Genomic DNA, 17,078 nt, shown 5'->3' on the forward strand with positions numbered 1-17,078 from the left:
GCCTAGCTGGCGCCAGGGATGGGCGCCGGCTGGACGAGGCGAGGCTCGCCCGAGGGATCGACCGCGAAAATGGCGAGGCCATGCTGGGCCAGCCCGTCCGGCGCGAGGCGCACCGGCCCGTCGGCGCCGAGCATCGCCTCGCCGACCGGGGCCGTGCCGACGCGGGCGGCGCGGCTGGCGAGCGCGGCCGCGTCATAGGCGACGCCGGCAAGGCGCGGCGGGCGCTCGCCGAAGGCGGACTGGTAGCGCTGGTCGAAGCCGGCCCGTGTCGCCGGGTCGGCGCCGGGGAACCAGGCGCCGGTGAGGGCGGGTTCCTGCGCCACCACCGGGTCCTGCGCCCAGAGCACGGTGCCGAGCAGGCGGGGCTTCGCCGGCAGCGCGGTCGAGAGGGTCTGGGCGGCGGCGCGGGCCCGTTCGCCGCCGAGCCCGAGCAGCACGGCATCGACCCCTTCCGGCCCGGCCTGGGCGACGAGGTCGCGGGCGGCGGCGGCGCTGTCGCCGAGCCGGGCCTGCAGCACGATGATAGGCGCCGGCAGGCCGAGCGCGGGCAGGCGGCTGCGCAGCGCGGCGGCGAGGCGGCGGCCGAACTCGTCATCCGGCGCGATGAGGCCGAAGCGGCGCGCGCCGGCCTCGGCGGCGGCGGCGGCCACGCGCTCGGCCTGCTCGGCCGGCGTGGTGCCGAGCACCCAGACGCCGTTGCCGGCCTGGGCGGCATCGCTGGTGAAGGCCATCACCGGCGCGCCCGCGGCACGGGCCTGGCCGGCGACGGCGGCGGTTTCATTCAGGGTCAGCGGGCCGGCGAGCGCCCGCGCCCCCTCCCCCAGCGCCGACTGCGCGGCCTGGGCGGCACCGGAGGAGGTGCTAGCGGTGTCGCGGGGGAGGAATTCGACGCCCGGGTCGTTCTGGTCAAAGAGGGCGAGTTGGGCGGCGTTCAGCATCGCCTGGCCGAGCGGTCGGTTGGAACCCGAAAGCGGCAGCAGCAGGCCGACGCGGGTGCGCGGGATCTCCGGCAGCGGCGCGGCCTGGGCCGGGTAGCCGGGGGTGACATAGGCCGGCGGGGCTTGCGTGACACATGCGGCGAGAGGCAAGAGCAAGGCGAGCCGCAGCAGGTGGCGAAGCGGGGTGCGGCGTGACGGAACCGGCAAACGAACCTCCTGACCCTTCCCCCGATGGGCCGCTGCCGGGGCTGACCCTGGTGGCGACGCCGATCGGCAATCTCGGCGATCTCTCGCCCCGCGCGCTGGCCACGCTGCGCGGCGCCGATGCCGTGCTTTGCGAGGATACCAGGGTAACCGGCGCCATGCTGGCACGGCATGGCGTTTCGGTGACCCTGATCCCTTTGCACGAGCACAACGAGGATGACCAGACCCCACGCGTGCTTGACCGCCTGCGGGCGGGCGGGCGGATCGCCCTCGTTTCCGATGCGGGGACGCCGCTGGTCTCCGACCCCGGCTACCGGCTGGTTCGGGCGGCGATCGCGGCGGGGCTCAAGGTGGGGGCCGTGCCTGGGCCGAATGCGGCGGTGATGGCGCTGACGCTCTCCGGCCTGCCGCCGCATCCCTTCCTCTTCCATGGCTTCCTGCCCTCGAAATCAGGGCCGCGGGCGGCGGAGATCGCCCAGCTGCGGGCGGCGGAGCGGGCGGGGCTTTCGGCCAGCATCGTGTTCTACGAGGCACCGCACCGGCTGGCGGAGACGCTGGCGGCGCTGGCGGAGGGGCTCGGCGCGGCGCGGCCGGCCGCCGTCGCGCGGGAGATGACGAAGCGCTTCGAGGAGGTCCGGCGCGGCAGCCTCGCCACGCTCGCCGCCCACTATGCCGCCGAGGCCGCGCGGGGCGAGATCGCGATCGTGATCGGCCCGGCGGCGGAGGAGGCGGCCGGCGAGGCGGAGCTGGACCGGGCGCTGCGCGATGCGCAGGCGGCGGGGATGAGCCTGCGTGACGCCGCGGCGGCGGTGGCGGCGGCGACCGGGCTGCCCCGGAAGCAGGTCTATCGGCGGGCGCTGGAGCTGGGAGGCGGCGATGGCGAAGGCTAAGGGCGGCAAGGCGGCGGTCACGGCACAGGAACGCCGCGTGATGCAGGTGCTGGAGGACAGCACCACCGAGATCGACCATCAGGTCAACGGCGCCCAGGACATCGCCTTCGACGCTATGGAGGTCACCGGCAAGGAGCGCCTGGACCTTGCCGCCAAGGCGCTGCAGGCCAGCCCGCTCTGCGTCGATGCCTGGGGCATCCTTGCGAGCGAGGCGCCGGAGGGGCAGCCCTTCACCCTGGAATTGTGGCGCCAGGCGGTGGCGGCGGGCGAGGTGTTCATCGGTCCCTGGCGCATGGCGGAGTGGCACGGCGAGTTCTGGTCCGTCATCGAGACGCGGGCCTACATGCGCGCGCGCCAGGGGCTCGCCATCGAGCTGCGGCGGCAGGGGATGGCGGCGGAGGCCATCGACACGCTGCGCGGCAGCCTCGCGCTGAACCCGAACGACAACCAGGGCCTGCGCTACATCCTGCTCGACTGGCTGATCGAGGCCGGGGCGGATGCCGAGGCGGCGGCGCTGCACCAAGCCTATCACGAGGATGACAGCGCCGCTTGGCATTACGGCGCGGTGCTGCTGGCCTTCCGCCAGGGCGGCGAGGCGAAGGCGGCCGAGGCGCTGCCGGCGGCGCTGGAGAACAACCCGCATGTGCCGGGGCTGCTGCTCGGCCGGGTGCCGATGCCGGCGGACTCGCCGGAATTCTACAGCCCCGGCGATGCGGACGAGGCGGTGGTCTATTGCGAGACCGGGGCGGCGGGCTGGCGGGCGGCGCCGGGGGCGCTGGACTGGCTGGCGCGGGCGGTGCCGGGGGAGCCGGCACCGCCAAAGCCGCGCAAGCGGGCCAAGGGTTAGCGCAGCAGCACCGGCAGCATCGCATCGAGGCGCATGCGGCCCTCATCGGTGGCGCGGAGGCGGCCAGCCTCCGTCCATTCGAGATAGCCCTCCTCGATGCAGGCCAGCAGCATCGCCGGGTCGGTCGCCTCGGCCAGCGTCAGGCCGCTGCGGGTCGCAATGCGGGCCGGGTCGATGCCCTCGGCGAGGCGGAGGCCCATCAGCAGCGCCTCGCGGGCGCGGTCGGCGGGGAGCAGTTCCTCCTCCTCCGCCGTGCCGTGGCCCTGGCGGGTGACGCGGGCGAGCCACTCCTCCGGCGCGCGGTGGCGGCGCGTGGCGAGCATCCGTTCCCCCAGCAGCAGGCGCTGATGGGCGCCGGGGCCGATGCCCAGGTAATCGCCATAGCGCCAGTAGGCGAGGTTGTGGCGGCTCTCGGCGCCGGGCTGCGCGTAGTTGGAGATCTCGTAGGGGGCGAGGGAGAAGCGGCCGGCCTCCTCCACCGTCGCCCAGTAGAGGCGGGCGGCTTCATCCGGGTCGGGCAGGGCGAAGGCGCCGCGGGCGTATTCCGTGGCGAAGCGCGTGCCGGGCTCGATGGTCAGCTGGTAGAGCGAGAGGTGATCGGCGGCGAGGGCTAGCGCCTGGCGCAGCTCGGCGCGCCAGGCAGCCTCGGGCTGGCCGGGGCGGGCATAGATCAGGTCGAAGCTGAGGCGGGGGAAAATGGCGCGGCCGGTCTCGAGCGCGGCCACCGCCTCCGCGGCGCTGTGCTCGCGGCCAAGGAAGCGCAAGGCCGCCGGGTCGAGCGCCTGGATGCCGAGGGAGAGGCGGTTGACACCGGCGGCGCGGATCTCGGCGAGCCGGGCGGCCTCGACGCTGGTGGGGTTGGCCTCCAGCGTCACCTCGAGGTCGGAGGGAGCCGGGAAGAGGCGGCGGGCCTCTTCGATGAGGGCGGCGACGGTCGCAGGCGGCATCAGGCTCGGCGTGCCGCCGCCGAAGAAGATGCTGGCGAGCGGGCGGGGTCCGAGCCGCGCCGCCTCGTGCCGCAGCTCGCGCAGCAGCCCCTCGCGCCAGGCGTCCTGGTCGATCCCCTCGCGGACATGGCTGTTGAAGTCGCAATACGGACATTTGCGCAGGCAGAACGGCCAGTGGATATAGAGGGCGAGGGGTTCCATGATGGGCCCGATATGGCGATGCGCGGGCGGCTTGTCGAACGCAGAGCCAGGCAAGGAGCGGTTCGATGGCGCTTCCGGTGACCGCTCTCTATGCCGCGCTGCTCGGCCTGCTCTATGCGGTGCTGACCCTCCTGGTGGTCCGCGGGCGCTTCGGCAGCAAGGTGATGCTCGGCACCGGCCAGGATAAGCGCCTCTACCGCGCGGTCCGGGCGCATGCGAATTTCGCCGAATTCGTGCCGCTGATCCTGATCCTCATGGGGCTCGGCGAGGGGATGCGGCTCTCCTCCTTCCTGCTGCACCTGCTGGGGGCGGCGCTGGTCGTGGCGCGGGTGTTGCACGCCATCGGCATCAGCCGGGAGCCGGATTTGAGCGCGGCGCGGGGCGGCGGGGCGGTGCTGACGGTCACGGTGCTGATCGTGGCCAGCATCGCCGTGCTCCTGCGGGCGCTTACGGCGGTCGCGGTCCTGGGTTAGCCTTCGCCTACCAACCGGGAGGGATGCAGGATGCCGAAGACCGTGAAGGAGATGGTCGCCGCCGCCAATGCCGCGGTGCCGCGGATCAGCGCCGCCGAGGCGCAGGCGCTGCATGCCAAGGGCGAAGCCGTGTTCATCGACCTGCGCGAGCCGGCCGAGATCGCTGCCTCGGGGAAGGTGCCGGGGGCGCTCGCCATCCCGCGGGGGCTGCTGGAGTTCCGCGTCGATCCGGAAAGCCCGGCGCGCGACCCGGCGCTCGGCAAGCCCGTGGTCGTCACCTATTGCGCCTCGGGCGGGCGCGCGGCGCTGGCCGGGCAGGTGATGAAGCAGCTCGGCTATGCCGATGTCCGCAATCTCGGCGGGTTCAAGGACTGGACCGAGGGCGGCGGCCCGGTCGAGCAGGGCTGAGCCGATGCGGCCCATCCGCCGCATCGCGGTCATCGGCGCCGGGACGATCGGCGCGAGCTGGGCCGCCTGGTTCCTCAGCCGCGGGCTGGAGGTGGTGGCGAGCGACCCCTCGCCGGGCGCGCCGGAGCTGATCCGACGCATGGTGGAGGGGGCCTGGCCCATCCTTCAGCAGCTCGGCGCGGTGGAGGGGGCCGATCCGGGCCGCTGGTCCTTCGAGCCGGACCCGGTGAAGGCGGTCACCGGCTGCGACGCGGTGCAGGAGAGCGCGCCGGAGCGCTACGAGGTGAAGCAGCCCCTGCTCCGTGCCATCAGCGCGGCGATGCCGGCGGATGCGCTGATCCTCTGCTCCTCCTCCGGCCTGCTGGTCAGCCGTCTGTCGGAGGGCTGCACCCATCCGGAGCGGGTGGTGATCGGCCATCCCTTCAACCCGCCGCATCTCATCCCGCTGGTCGAGGTGGTGGGCGGCAGCACGGCGAGTGCGGAAGCGGTGCAGGCGGCGGTCGAGTTCTACCGCGGCATCGGCAAGCATCCGATCGTGCTGAATAAGGAGGTGCCGGGCCATCTGGCGAACCGCCTGCAGGCGGCGCTGTGGCGCGAGGCGGTGCATATGGTGGCGGAAGGCGTCGCCAGCGTCGCTGATGTGGATGCCGCCATCAGCCACGGGCCCGGGCTGCGCTGGGCACTGATGGGGCCGCATGCCACTTTCCACCTGGCGGGCGGCGAGGGCGGCTACGAGCACTTCATGCACCACCTGATGCCGGCGGTGACGGGCTGGTGGGAGAGCCTCGGCAACCCGACGCTGACGCCGGAATTGCAGCGGGCGCTGATCGAGGGCGTCGGCGAGACGACCGGCGGCAGGCCGATCCTGGCGCTGGCGGCGGAGCGGGATGCCGCGCTGGTGCGGCTGCTCGGCGCGAAGGCCGGCTGAGGCGGAACCCGCGAGGCCGTGGCGCGGCCTCGCGGGGATCGGTCACAAGCGGCCAGTCAGCGCCATGACGAGCAGCACAACCACGATGATGCCGAGGATGCCGCTCGGGTAGTAGCCCCAGCCCGAGCTGTAGGGCCAGGTCGGCAGCACGCCCAGCAGCACCACGATCAGGATGATCAGCAGGATCGTCGAGTTCATCGCTTGCCCTCCGTCCGGCGCGGCGCCGGTTGCGGAGAACAAACGTTGTTACATGGTGGCGGGTTCGATCACGTCAACGCAGGAATTCCGGCGAGACGAGGTTCGGCAGCACCAGCACGATCGAGGGGAAGACGATGATGAGCGCAAGCACCGCGAACATCGGCATCAGCATGATCATCGTATCCTTCAGCGCATCCCCGACGCGCAGGCCGGCGACCGAACAGGCGATCATCAGGCATAGCCCGTAAGGCGGCGTCACCAGGCCGAAGGCCAGGGAGACGATGCCGATCATGGCGAAATGCACCGGGTCCATGCCGACGGCCTGGGTCAGCGGCTGGAGGATGGCGCCGACGATGATGATGGCCGGGATGGCGTCGAGGAAGCAGCCGACCACAAGGAAGACGGCGGCGATGAAGAAGCCGGTGCCGATCCGCCCCATCTCCCAGGCCTTGACGCCGGAGAGCAGGTATTCCGGGATCTGGTAGAAGGCGAGCAGCCAGCCGAAGGCGGAGGCGGTGCCGACGCAGAAAAGGGTGATGCCGGCCAGCCGCCCCGTGTCACCGAGCGCGTTGACGAGGCCTTTCCAGTCCATCTCGCGGTAGACCAGCAGCGAGAGGATGCCGGCGTAGAGCACGGCGATGCAGGCGCTCTCCGTCGCGGTGAACCAGCCGAAGATCTTGCCACCGATGATGATGAGCGGCGTCAGCAGGGCCGGGATGGAGACGAGGAAGGCGCGGCCGATCTGGCCGAGCCCCGCGCGTGGGTAGGTCGGGTAGCCGCGCGCCTTCGCATAGGCATGAACGGTGCCCATCTGCACGATGGCGATCAGCGCCCCGGGGATGACGCCGGCGAGGAAGAGCGCACCGATCGAGACGGTCAGCACGCCGCCCCAGACGATCATCAGGATGGAGGGCGGGATGATGACGGCGAGCACCGCGGAGACGGCGGTGATGGCGACCGAGAAGCTGTCGTCGTAGCCCTCCTTCCGCTGCGCCTCGATGAAGATCTTGGACTGCGACGCGGCATCCGCCGTGCTGCTGCCCGAGATGCCGGCGAAGAAGAAGGAGAGCACGACGTTGATCTGGGCGAGCCCGCCGGGAAAATGCCCGACGAGGGTGCGGGAGAGCGTCATCAGCCGGTCGGTGATGCCGCCGATGTTCATCAGGTTGGCGGTCAGCAGGAAGAAGGGGACGGCCAGCAGGATGAAGGAGTTGTAGGCGTTGAAGGTCTCCTGGGCGAGCATCATGGGCGAGAGCCGCGGCTCGATCAGCAGGATCGGCAGGCAGGCGAGGCCGAGCGAGACGGCGACGGGCACGCGCAGCACGAGCAGCGTGAAGAAGATGCCGAAGAGGATCGCGGCCGCGCTGCCGGCGTCGAGGACATTGCCGCCCATCACGCGTGCCCCCGCAGCACGGCGAGCGCGTTCAGCATCCGCTCCGCCTCGAAGAGCATCCAGACGGCGCCGGCGATGGGCCAGGCGGCATGGATGATCCAGAGCGGCAGCTCCGCCAGTTCGCTGATGCGGTAGATGGCGAACTCCGTGAACTCCCACCCCCACCAGAGGAAGACGAAGGCGAAGAGCAGGACGAAGCTGCCGGCAACCAGCTCGACCCTCGCCTCGCCGACGGGTGAGAGGCGGGGGAAGACGTCGACGACGAAATGCGTGCCCTCGCGAACGGCCAGCATGGCGCCGAGCATCACCGCATAGACCAGGCAGAAGCGCGCCAGCTCCTCCGTCCAGATATAGGCGGGGATGAGGGGCGTGTAGCGTGAGAGGATCTGCAAGGTCACCGGAATGACGAGGATGGCAACGCTCAGGATCAGCAGGAAGGCGATGAGGCTGGCGAGCGCGCCGTTGACGCGGCGCAGCAGCGCCGGCGCGCCGGGGGATGTGGTCGGCATGGGGAGTCCTTGCTGGCGGCGCCGGGGGCGGGCCCGGCGCCGCGGCCCGTCGTCAGGCCGTGAGGGCGTTGATGCGGTTGAGGATGCCCTCGGCCTCGATCTCCCGCGCATAGGTGGCCATCACCGGGTCCACCAGGCGCTTCATCTCGGCGCGGTCGGTGAACTCGACGCGGTGCAGGCGGCCGGCCTTCTCGAGGGTCTCGAGGATTTGGCTGTCGGCGCCGGCCTCCGCGGTGCGGTGGAAGGCGCTGGCCTCCTTGCCCGCGCGACGGATGGCGGCCTGGAGGTCGTTGGGCAGCCGGCCCATCACCTGCGTCGAGATGCAGAGCGGGCGGATGGTGATGGCGTGCTGCGTCATGGAGAGCTGGGGCGCCACCTCGTAGAACCGCATCTGCTCGACGCCTGCCGCCTCGTTCTCGCCGCCGTCGATGACGTTGTTCTGGATGGCGTTGTAGATCTCGTTATAGGCAATGACGGTCGGCGACATGCCGATGGCCGAGAAGGTGCGCGACCAGATCGGCGCGCCCTGCACGCGGACCTTGAGGCCCTTCAGCCCGGCGAGGTTGGTCACGCGCTTGTTGAAGAAGATGTTGCGCACGCCGCCGCCGCCATAGCCAATCATCGCCACACGGGCGCGCTTCTCGACCTCGTCGGCCACCGGCTTGAACATGTCCTGGTCGAGCACCGCGTTCCAATGGGCGACGTCGCGGAACAGGAAGGGCGCATCGACGAAGGGCGCGGCCTTGGAGAAGGTCGACATGTGGGCGGGCGAGACGATGGCGTAGTCCACCGCCCGGCCCTGCGCCATGTACTCGAAATACTGCTTCTCGAGGCCGAGCGACGAGTTCTTGTGCAGCACGAAGTTGATCGGCTTGCCGTAGTACTGCTTCACCAACTCCTCGAAGCGGACGAGCGCCTTGGTATAGGGGTGCTCGTCGCCGAACTGGGAGGCGCCGTTCAGAGTAATGGTGCCCTGGGCGCGGACTGGGATGGCGAGGAGGGCGGGCGCGGCGAGGGCCGCGCCGAACAAGGACCTGCGGTGCATTCTTCTCTCCCTTGGACGGCCGGCCTGACGCCGGACTCTGGACGGGAGGTTAGCCGCAAATCATCCGGAGTGGGAACAGCCCCCGACTGTCCTAATCGAGGTGTTTGGCGAAGAAGGCCAGCGTCCGCTCCTGGGCCTTCGCCGCATCGGTTGGGACGTAGCTGCCTCGCTCCTCGCAGCCGAAGCCGTGGCCGGCGCCCTCGTAGACGAAGATTTCGACGCTGGGCTGGGCGGCGCGGATGGCCTCCACATCCGCGAGCGGGATGGAGGCGTCGGTCTCGCCGAAATGCAGCTGGACGGGGCAGTTCGGCTGCTCCGCCTTCGCTGCGGCGATGCCGCCGCCATACCAGCCCACGCTGGCGGCAAAGGCGCTGCTGCGCGTCGCGCCATGCCAGGCGACGGTGCCGCCCCAGCAATAGCCGACGATGCCCCGCTTCGCGGCGCGCGGCAGGGCGGCAGCTGCGGCCAGCACGTCGAGCAGCGTCTTGCCGGCATCGATGGTGCCGCGCAGGTCGCGGCCGCGAGCGACATCGGCGGCTTCGTAGCCGAGCTCGACGCCGCGCTCGGTGCGGTCGAACAGGGCGGGGCAGATGACGGCGTAGCCCTCCTTCGCGAAATCGTCGCAGACCCGGCGCATGTGGCGGTTCACGCCGAAGATCTCCTGGACGACGACCAGGGCGCGCGGCGCATCCGTGGGGCCGGCGGAGTAGGCGGCAGTTCATGGCCGTCGGCGGCGGTGAGTTCGATGGTCGGCATGGATGACCCCTCCCCTTCTGATTGCGTGGCCTATGCTGGGCGCATGGGCGAGATCGTCAACCTGAAGCAGGCGAAGAAGCGGCAGGCGCGCGAACGGGCCTCGGCCGAGGCGGCGGCGAATCGCGTGAAGCACGGGCGGACAGCGGCGGAGAAGGCTAACGACCGGCGGGCAGAGGCGCGGCGGCAGGCGCTGCTCGACGGCGTGCGACGGGGGCCGGAGGCTTGCCAGGACGAGGGTTGAGGGTTTTCCTCGCGCAACGCCATCACCCGAGGATATGCATGCGCCACACCCTTTCCGCCACCTGCCTGCTGCTGCTGGCCGCCTGCGCCAACGAGACCGCTTTGCCGGAAGCGAGTTCGGTCACCGCGCGCAACGCCACCGCCCCCGCGCGGCCCGCGCCGCCGGCGCCGAAGGTGACGAGTTTCGATGGGCGCTGGATCGGCACCATCACCCTCCAGCCGGACCGGACGCGGGAATGCCCACGGGCGCCCTCGGGCGATCGCGAGATGACCGTGACGCAGGGGCAGGCGGTCTTCGTACTCAACCCGCAGATTCGCCAGAGCCAGAGCGGCTTCGTCAGCGCCGACGGCTCGATCCGCATGGTGGATTCGCTGGACCGGACCATCGCCACCACGGGGCTCTTCGCCGATGGGGTGTTCCAGGGCGAGTACCGCAACGGGCTCTGCGCTTATGCAGTGCGGATGGTGAAGCGAAGCTGAGCGCGATTATTTCGGCCCGTCCTCCACCGGCGGGGCGCGGTGCTCGATCCAGGAGGAGGCCCGGCGCAGCAGCACATGGGCGAAGCAGACCAGCGTGGTGAGGCCGAGCGCCATGCCGTAGTCGCCGAGCCCGGCCGCGGTGCCGATGGCGGCGACCGCTCAGAAGGTGGTGGCGGTGGAGAGGCCGCTCACCGTCATCCCATGGTGCAGGATGACACCGGCGTGCTCGACCGCGATGCGGGCAAAGACGCAGGCGGCCGCGGCGACGATGGCGCAGGAGCGGAGGCCGCCCGGATGGCGCCGCCACTCGCGCTCCGCCCCGATCAGCGCGCCGAGGCCGAGGCGATGAGGACGGCGAGAGCGTTCGCAGGGAAAGCGGCGGGAAGCATCCGCCGCGACGCTACACGTTGAAGCGGAAGAGCAGGACGTCGCCGTCCTTCACTACGTATTCCTTACCCTCGACCCGCATCTTGCCGGCTTCCTTGGCGCCCTGCTCGCCGCCCAGGGCAACGTAGTCGTCATAGGCGATGGTCTCGCAGGCGATGAAGCCGCGCTCGAAATCGCCATGGATGACGCCGGCGGCCTGGGGAGCCTTCATCCCGCGCGTGATGGTCCAGGCCCGCGTCTCCTTCGGGCCGACGGTGAAGTAGGTCAGCAGGCCGAGCAGCGCGTAGCCGGCGCGGATGACGCGGTCGAGGCCGCCCTCGTGCAGGCCGAGGCTCTCGAGGAAGTCGCCGCGATCCTCCTGCGCCATCTGGCTGATCTCGGCCTCGATGGCCGCCGAGACGATCACCGCGCTGGCCCCCTGCGCGCGGGCCATGGCGAAGACCCGCTCCGAATGGGCGTTGCCGGAGGCGGCCGAGGCTTCCTCCACGTTGCAGACATAGAGAACCGGCTTGGTCGTCAGCAGCTGGAGCCGCTTCGCCGCTTCCTCTTCCCCCTTGGGAACGGCGGTGCGGGCCGGCTTGCCGTCCTGCAGGGCCTTCACGATGGGGTCGATCAGCGAGAGCTGCTGCGTCGCCTCCTTGTCGCCGTTGCGGGCGCGCTTCTGCAGGCCGATCTGGCGCTTCTCGAGGCCGTCGAGGTCGGCGAGCATCAGCTCGGTCTCGACCGTCTCGGCGTCGCGCACCGGATCGACGCTGCCCTCGACATGGGTGACGTCGCCATCCTCGAAGCAGCGAAGGACGTGGACGATGGCATCCACCTCGCGGATATTGGCGAGGAACTGGTTGCCGAGGCCCTCGCCCTTGGAGGCGCCGCGGACCAGGCCGGCGATGTCCACGAATTCAAGCGTAGTCGGAACGATCTTCTGGCTCTTGCCGATCTTCGCCAGGGCCTGGAGGCGCGGGTCGGGCACGCCGACGCGGCCGACATTCGGCTCGATGGTGCAGAAGGGGTAGTTCGCGGCCTGGGCGGCGGCGGTCTCGGTCAGGGCGTTGAAGAGCGTGGACTTGCCGACATTGGGCAGGCCGACGATGCCGCAGTTGAAACCCATGGGGTGGTACTCCTAGGCGACGAGGGCTTGGGCCAGCGCCTCGGCGATGGTGGCGGCGGCGATGCGGGCGGCGCCGTCATCGGTGGCGAGCGAAAGGGCTGCGGCGCGGATGGGCGGCACCAGCAGCGCGGGAGATGCGCCGGCGCGGCGGGCGGCAATGATCGGCTCGGCCGCGTTGCCGCCGGGGGCGATGAGGTCGGCGGCCTCCAGCAGGAGCGCGGCCTTCAGCGCGGCCTCGCCGGCGGCGGCCATGGCGAGGCGCTGGCGGCGGATATCGGAGAGCGGTCCGCCCATCGGGTCGCCGGGCGTCACCGCGACGGCGCTGCGGAGGGAGGCGGCGGCCTGAGCCAGGGCGCCGGCCTCGCGCACCAGGGCGGCGGCCAGCGCGGCGGCGCCGTTGGCGAAATCCTCAGGGCCGGGGCCGCCCATCATCTGGGCAGCGAATTCGGCTTCGTCCTCGGGCTGCATCAGCGCGTCTCCTGGGTCAGCAGGGCGATGCGGGTCATCGCCTCCTCCGGCTTGCCGGTGGCGAGCAGGGGGGCGATGTCGGCCACGGCGTCGAGCAGCGGCTCGAGCCAGGTATCGACCTTGGCGAAATTGCCGAGCACATGGCCGGTGACGCGGTCCTTGTGGCCAGGATGGCCGATGCCGAGGCGCACGCGCCAGAAATCCGGCGTGCCGAGTGCGCGCTGCATGTCGCGCAACCCGTTATGGCCGGCGGCACCCCCGCCGCGCTTTACCCGGACCTTGCCGGGGGCGAGGTCGAGTTCGTCATGGAAGGCCCAGATGTCGCCGGGCACGATCTTGTGGAAGGCGGCGGCGGGCTGCACCGACTCGCCGGAGCCGTTCATGTAGGTCTGCGGCTTGAGGGCGAGGACCTTCACGCCGGCGATGCTGCCCTCGGCGACCAGGCCTTTGTAGCGGCTGCGCCAGGGGGAGAAGCCATGGCGCCGGGCGATCGCGTCCAGCGCCATGAAGCCGATATTGTGGCGATGCCGCGCCTGGGAGGGCTCGGGATTGCCCAGGCCGACCCAGAGCAGCATCGCCTTTGGCCCTTACTTCTTTTTCGCGGGCGCCTTGGCGGCGGCCGGGGCGGCAGCGGCGCCACCCTTGGCAGCCTTGCCCTTCGGCGCCGTCTCGGTGGCGGGGGCGGCGGCCGGGGCGATCACCTCCTCCACCACGGTCGGGGCGGCGATGGTCGCCACCACGAAGTCGCGGTCGAGCACGGCCTGGGTGCCGAAGCTGTCCTTCACCGCGGACCAGCGCAGGCTGTCACCGATGCCGGCCTCGGCCAGGTCGATCTGGAAGGCCTCCGGCACGGCGTCCGGATCGGCCAGCACCTCGATGTCGCGGCGGACGAGGTTCAGCACGCCGCCGGCCTTGATGCCCGGGCAGGTGTCCTCGTTGAGGAAGCTGACCGGCACGCGGACGCGGATGCGCTGGCCCGCGGCGAGGCGCTGGAAGTCGACATGCAGCGGCCGGTCGGTGACCGGGTGGAACTGGATGTCGCGCATCAGCGTGCGCTCCGTCCCGCCGCCCTTCACGGCGACCTCGTACAGGTGGCTCTGCCAGCCGCCCTTGTGCAATTCCTTCATCACGTCGCGTGGGTCGAGGGCGATCAGCGTCGCCTCCTGCTTCGCGCCGTAGATGACTGCGGGGACAAGTCCCCCTTTCCGAGTTGCGCGCGCCGCCCCCTTACCGGCCTGCTCACGCGCCTCGGCCTCGATCCGGATGGTTTGGACCATGGTCGCTGCTCCGTATGCTCAGGATATGGACCCGGCGGGACGAGGATCGCCCAACGCCGAGCGCGCGGGCCTCCAGGGGTGCCCGCGACGGAGGGGGCCTTAGCGGATCGGGGAGCCGGGCGCAACAGCGGCGGGTGGTGCCGCTGCATCGTGAAGATCGGCCTGGGACCGCAACAGCCCGTGGCTTGACCTGACCGGTGCGCGCAGGGAGCGTTCCGGAATGGAAGGCTTCCTGATTCTGCTGGTGCTCGGCTTCTTCCTGGGCTGGGCGCTGGGCATCGCCGCGTATCGCAAGGCAAGCGCATTGCAGCGGCGGGTGACGGCGCTGGAGGAGGCGGTGCGGACCGGGGCGCCGCTCGCCGCGCCGGCGCCGCGGCCGCCCTCGCCCTGGGACCGGCCTGTGGAAGAGCCGGCACCGCAGCCGGTGGAGGAGGCGCCACCCGCGCCAGAGCCGGAGCCGGCCGTAGCACCGGATCCGAAGCCGGCGCGGCCGGGCATCGAGGAGCTGCTGACCCTTCGCTGGGGCGTCTGGCTCGGCGCTGGGGCGCTGCTGCTGGCGGGCGTCTTCCTGGTGCGGACTGCCGTGGAGGAGGGATGGCTCGGGCCGGGGCCGCGCTGCGTGCTGGCCGGGCTGCTTGGCCTGGCGCTGATCGGCGGCGCGGCCTGGCTGAGGCGGCGGCCGGCGGACGAGCGGCCCGGCATCCCTTGGCCGGACCAGGCGCCGGCGGCGCTGGCGGCGGGCGGGCTCGCCATCCTGTTCGGCGCCGCCTATGCGGCCGGGCCGATGTACGGGCTGCTGCCGCCGCTCCTCGGCTTCGGGCTGCTGGCGGCGGTGGCGCTGGGGGGGATCGCGCTGGCGCTGCTCTTCGGGCCGGTGGTGGCGGCGATCGGCATCGCCGGCGCCTATGGGACGCCGGCCCTGGTGGGAACGCAGGATCCGTCGCTGCCGGGGCTCTTCATTTATCTGCTGGCGGTGACGGGGGCGGCGCTCGCCGTGCTGCGGCAGGTGGGCGCGGCCTGGCTTGGCTGGTGCGCGGCCGGCGCCTCGGCGGCCTGGGTGGTGGTCGGCGGGATGATCGCCGGCAATACAGGCGCGGTCTGGGCCCCTGCCCTCTTCGCGCCCGTGGCGGCGGCGCTGCATGTCGGGCTGCTGCCGGGGGCGGCGCTGGACAGCGGTGCCGGCCGACGGCTGGCGCTGCTGCCCTTCGCGCTGCTGGCGGCGGCGGGGCTGGTGCTGGTGCCGGGGGCGACTGGGCTCGGGCCGGCGGTCGGAGTGCTGGTGTTCTCCGTGGTTGGGCTGGCGGCGGCGCGGGAGGGGCGGCTGATGCCCCTGCCCTTCCTCGCCGCCCTTGCGGGGCTGCTGATGCTGCTCGGCTGGACCATCCCCGACTGGCTGATGCCGGAGGAGGCGGTGACCATCGATGGGGTGGTGCAGGCGCTGCTGCCGGTCCGTCCCTGGCCGCCGGAGGCGCTGCTGCCCTTCCTTGGCGCGGCGGCGGCGCTGGCCGCGATGCATGGGCTGATGGGCGCTTGGCGCGAGCGGCGCGGCGTGCGTCCCGTTGCCTGGGCGGCGCTGCCGGCGGCCGTGCCGGTGCTGGTGCTGCTGGTCGCCTATGCGCGGGTGCGGGGCTTCGCGCTGGACGGGCGCTGGGCGCTGGCGGCGCTCGCCCTGGCGGCGGCCTCGACGGGGCTCGCCGGGCTGGCGGCGCGCGAGGGTGCGGTGCAGCGCGTGGGCGCCCATGCGGCGGGGGCGATGGCGGCGCTGGCGCTTGGCGCGGCCATGGTGCTCTCCGACCAATGGCTGACGCTCGCGGTTGCACTTTTCCTGCCTCCGCTCGCCTGGGTCGAGGGCCGGAGCAAGCTCGCCCCGCTGCGGCGGGTGGCGCTGGTGGTGGCCGGCCTCGTGCTGGTGCGGCTGCTGCTCAACTGGAATGTCGTCGACTACGCGGTGGGGGCGACGCCGGTGCTGAACGGGCTGTTGCCGGCCTATGGCGTGCCGGCCGCCTGCTTCGCCCTGGCGGCGGCGATGTTCCGCCGGCGGCGGGACGATGCGCTGGTGGGCGTCTTGGAGGCGGGGGCGCTCGCCTTCGTCACCGTGCTGGTGCTTCTCGAAATCCGCCATGGGATGACCGGCGGGGACTGGGCCGGAGGCGCGGAGTGGAGTCTCGCCGAGGCAGGACTGCAACTCAGCGCGCTGGCGCTGCTGGCGAGCCTCACGCGCTGGCTGGATCGGCGGCTCGGCGGGCGGCCAGTGCTCGGCTGGGGGTGGCGGCTGCTTTTCCTTGCCGTCGTGGGGTTCGGCACCGGGCTGGTGCTGGACAATCCGGCCATCGACAACTGGGGCGACCTGCTGCCCGTGCCCGTCTTCAACGAGTTGGCGCTTGCCTACCTGGTGCCGGCGGCGCTGGCCGGGTTGGCGGTGCGGGGCTTGATGCCGCGATGGATCGCGCGGCTGCTGGCGCTCTACGCCCTGGTGGCGGGCTTCGCCTGGGTGACGCTGGAGGTGCGGCACCGCTTCCATCCCGCGGCGATGCCGCTCTGGCTCGGCGATGTCGATGGCTCCGAGCTTTATGCCTACAGCACCGCCTGGCTCGGCTTCGGCGCGGCACTGCTGGCGCTGGGCATCCGGCTAGGGGTGGCGTCGCTGCGGCTGGCGGCGCTCGGGGTGATCGGGCTGACCATCCTCAAGGCCTTCTTCATCGACATGGCCGAGCTCGAGGGGCTCTGGCGGGTGCTCAGCTTCCTCGGGCTCGGCCTGGCGCTGATCGCGCTGGGGGCGGTCTACCGGCGCTTCGTCGTCACTCCGACGCCAGCTCCGCCGGGGTGACGGCCCACATGCTGCCGCCATCAGCGGGCGGTTCGCAGCGGATGGGCAGCGCGTTCGGCGTCCGCACATTCGGCTCATGGCCGAAGGCGACGCGCAGCGCGCGGAACAGGGCGCCATGGGCGACGACCAGCACCGGCCCTGGCCTTGCCGTCGCCCGGTTGATGGCGGCGACGGCGCGGGCCAGCAGCGCGTCGAAGGGCTCGGCGCGATCCGGGGTGTAGTGGCCGGCGATCCAGTCGTCGTACCAGTCCCCCATCGGCTGGCCTTCCTGCTCGCCGAAATTGACCTCCTGCAACCCCTCGTCGAACTCGACCGGCAGGCCAAGCGCCTCGGCGGCGATCTCCGCCGTCACCTTCGCGCGGACCAGGGGCGATGCGACGACGGTGGCGATGCCGCCGATCCCCGCCAGCGTCTTCGCGGCGCGCCGGGCCTGGGCCAAGCCGACGCCGTTCAGCGGGATGTCGGTGCGGCCCTGGGAGAGCCCCTGGGCGTTCCAGTCCGTCTCGCCATGGCGCAGGAACCAGAAGGGGATGCGGTTGAGGCTCTCCCCCATG

At 71.9% G+C, this 17,078-nt stretch carries 20 protein-coding genes and 1 pseudogene; 8 read left to right on the forward strand and 13 right to left on the reverse strand.

Features of this window, described 5'->3' with window-relative positions; genetic code table 11:
• Positions 1-2: 2 nt before the first annotated feature.
• Entirely contained in the window at positions 3-1,145 is a 1,143-nt protein-coding gene (locus tag EP26_RS17825) for a penicillin-binding protein activator (protein WP_084112634.1), read from the reverse strand.
• On the opposite strand from EP26_RS17825, the gene rsmI reads away from it, so the two are divergent.
• Together rsmI and EP26_RS17835 are read left to right on the forward strand one after the other, a co-directional pair.
• A complete protein-coding gene (rsmI, locus tag EP26_RS17830) occupies positions 1,130-2,032 on the forward strand; it encodes a 16S rRNA (cytidine(1402)-2'-O)-methyltransferase (protein WP_052389330.1) in 903 nt (300 codons plus the stop codon). The genes EP26_RS17825 and rsmI overlap by 16 nt on opposite strands.
• A complete protein-coding gene (locus tag EP26_RS17835) occupies positions 2,019-2,879 on the forward strand; it encodes a hypothetical protein (protein ID WP_052389331.1) in 861 nt (286 codons plus the stop codon). The genes rsmI and EP26_RS17835 overlap by 14 nt, the downstream gene beginning before the upstream one ends.
• Here the strand turns inward: EP26_RS17835 and hemW are convergent.
• Positions 2,876-4,027, reverse strand: coding sequence for a radical SAM family heme chaperone HemW (gene hemW, locus EP26_RS17840; RefSeq protein ID WP_043340606.1), 1,152 nt, complete (start codon positions 4,025-4,027; stop codon positions 2,876-2,878). The two genes, EP26_RS17835 and hemW, sit on opposite strands and share 4 nt — an antisense overlap.
• A gap of 65 nt (positions 4,028-4,092) precedes the next feature.
• On the opposite strand from hemW, the gene EP26_RS17845 reads away from it, so the two are divergent.
• The 3 genes from EP26_RS17845 to EP26_RS17855 are packed head-to-tail and all read left to right on the forward strand — an operon-like array spanning position 4,093 to position 5,836.
• On the forward strand, positions 4,093-4,500 hold the full coding sequence (locus EP26_RS17845) for an MAPEG family protein (protein WP_043340536.1): 408 nt from the start codon (positions 4,093-4,095) through the stop codon (positions 4,498-4,500).
• Positions 4,501-4,530: 30 nt separating this feature from the next.
• On the forward strand, positions 4,531-4,908 hold the full coding sequence (locus EP26_RS17850) for a rhodanese-like domain-containing protein (protein ID WP_043340537.1): 378 nt from the start codon (positions 4,531-4,533) through the stop codon (positions 4,906-4,908).
• Between the two features lie 4 nt (positions 4,909-4,912).
• Positions 4,913-5,836, forward strand: coding sequence for a 3-hydroxyacyl-CoA dehydrogenase NAD-binding domain-containing protein (locus EP26_RS17855; RefSeq protein ID WP_043340539.1), 924 nt, complete (start codon positions 4,913-4,915; stop codon positions 5,834-5,836).
• 42 nt (positions 5,837-5,878) lie between these two features.
• On the opposite strand, the gene EP26_RS33280 is transcribed toward EP26_RS17855, so the two are convergent.
• From EP26_RS33280 to EP26_RS17880, 5 genes and pseudogenes are all read right to left on the reverse strand, one after another.
• Positions 5,879-6,034 carry a DUF3309 domain-containing protein gene (locus EP26_RS33280; RefSeq protein ID WP_043340543.1) on the reverse strand — a complete coding sequence of 52 codons (156 nt, stop codon included), beginning with the start codon at positions 6,032-6,034 and terminating at the stop codon, positions 5,879-5,881.
• A gap of 73 nt (positions 6,035-6,107) precedes the next feature.
• The gene (locus EP26_RS17865) at positions 6,108-7,427 is read right to left on the reverse strand and encodes a TRAP transporter large permease (protein WP_043340545.1); all 1,320 of its coding nucleotides are present in this window, start codon (positions 7,425-7,427) and stop codon (positions 6,108-6,110) included.
• Positions 7,427-7,936: a TRAP transporter small permease gene (locus EP26_RS17870; RefSeq protein ID WP_052389332.1), complete on the reverse strand. Its 510-nt coding sequence runs from the start codon at positions 7,934-7,936 to the stop codon at positions 7,427-7,429. The genes EP26_RS17865 and EP26_RS17870 overlap by 1 nt, the downstream gene beginning before the upstream one ends.
• A gap of 52 nt (positions 7,937-7,988) precedes the next feature.
• Positions 7,989-8,981 (reverse strand): TRAP transporter substrate-binding protein, encoded by a 993-nt coding sequence (locus tag EP26_RS17875; protein WP_043340547.1) that lies wholly within the window; start codon positions 8,979-8,981, stop codon positions 7,989-7,991.
• A 91-nt stretch (positions 8,982-9,072) separates the two neighbouring features.
• Positions 9,073-9,737 (reverse strand): annotated as a pseudogene (locus tag EP26_RS17880) (dienelactone hydrolase family protein).
• Between EP26_RS17880 and EP26_RS17885 the strand changes: the two are divergent.
• Positions 9,736-9,978: a DUF4169 family protein gene (locus EP26_RS17885; protein WP_245624440.1), complete on the forward strand. Its 243-nt coding sequence runs from the start codon at positions 9,736-9,738 to the stop codon at positions 9,976-9,978. The pseudogene EP26_RS17880 and the gene EP26_RS17885 sit on opposite strands and share 2 nt — an antisense overlap.
• 38 nt (positions 9,979-10,016) lie before the next feature.
• Positions 10,017-10,457: a hypothetical protein gene (locus EP26_RS17890; protein ID WP_043340549.1), complete on the forward strand. Its 441-nt coding sequence runs from the start codon at positions 10,017-10,019 to the stop codon at positions 10,455-10,457.
• Positions 10,458-10,616: 159 nt separating this feature from the next.
• Here the strand turns inward: EP26_RS17890 and EP26_RS38630 are convergent, their stop codons facing one another.
• From EP26_RS38630 to EP26_RS17915, 5 genes are all read right to left on the reverse strand, one after another.
• Positions 10,617-10,784, reverse strand: coding sequence for an MgtC/SapB family protein (locus EP26_RS38630; protein WP_084112638.1), 168 nt, complete (start codon positions 10,782-10,784; stop codon positions 10,617-10,619).
• Between the two features lie 73 nt (positions 10,785-10,857).
• Positions 10,858-11,952 (reverse strand): redox-regulated ATPase YchF, encoded by a 1,095-nt coding sequence (gene ychF, locus EP26_RS17900; protein WP_043340551.1) that lies wholly within the window; start codon positions 11,950-11,952, stop codon positions 10,858-10,860.
• A 12-nt stretch (positions 11,953-11,964) separates the two neighbouring features.
• Positions 11,965-12,420, reverse strand: a complete 456-nt coding sequence (locus EP26_RS17905; protein WP_043340553.1) for a hypothetical protein — start codon at positions 12,418-12,420, stop codon at positions 11,965-11,967.
• The gene (pth, locus tag EP26_RS17910; RefSeq protein ID WP_043340555.1) at positions 12,420-12,995 is read right to left on the reverse strand and encodes an aminoacyl-tRNA hydrolase; all 576 of its coding nucleotides are present in this window, start codon (positions 12,993-12,995) and stop codon (positions 12,420-12,422) included. The genes EP26_RS17905 and pth overlap by 1 nt, the downstream gene beginning before the upstream one ends.
• Before the next feature lie 12 nt (positions 12,996-13,007).
• Positions 13,008-13,697, reverse strand: a complete 690-nt coding sequence (locus EP26_RS17915) for a 50S ribosomal protein L25/general stress protein Ctc (protein ID WP_043340556.1) — start codon at positions 13,695-13,697, stop codon at positions 13,008-13,010.
• Between the two features lie 220 nt (positions 13,698-13,917).
• On the opposite strand from EP26_RS17915, the gene EP26_RS17920 reads away from it, so the two are divergent.
• Positions 13,918-16,524: a DUF2339 domain-containing protein gene (locus tag EP26_RS17920; RefSeq protein ID WP_043340558.1), complete on the forward strand. Its 2,607-nt coding sequence runs from the start codon at positions 13,918-13,920 to the stop codon at positions 16,522-16,524.
• Here EP26_RS17920 and EP26_RS17925 read toward each other — a convergent pair.
• Complete coding sequence (locus EP26_RS17925) at positions 16,496-17,077, reverse strand: histidine phosphatase family protein (RefSeq protein ID WP_043340560.1); 582 nt, start codon at positions 17,075-17,077, stop codon at positions 16,496-16,498. The genes EP26_RS17920 and EP26_RS17925 overlap by 29 nt on opposite strands.
• Between the last annotated feature and the right edge of the window lies 1 nt (position 17,078).

The organism is Belnapia moabensis DSM 16746 (genome assembly GCF_000745835.1).
GTDB lineage: Bacteria > Pseudomonadota > Alphaproteobacteria > Acetobacterales > Acetobacteraceae > Belnapia > Belnapia moabensis.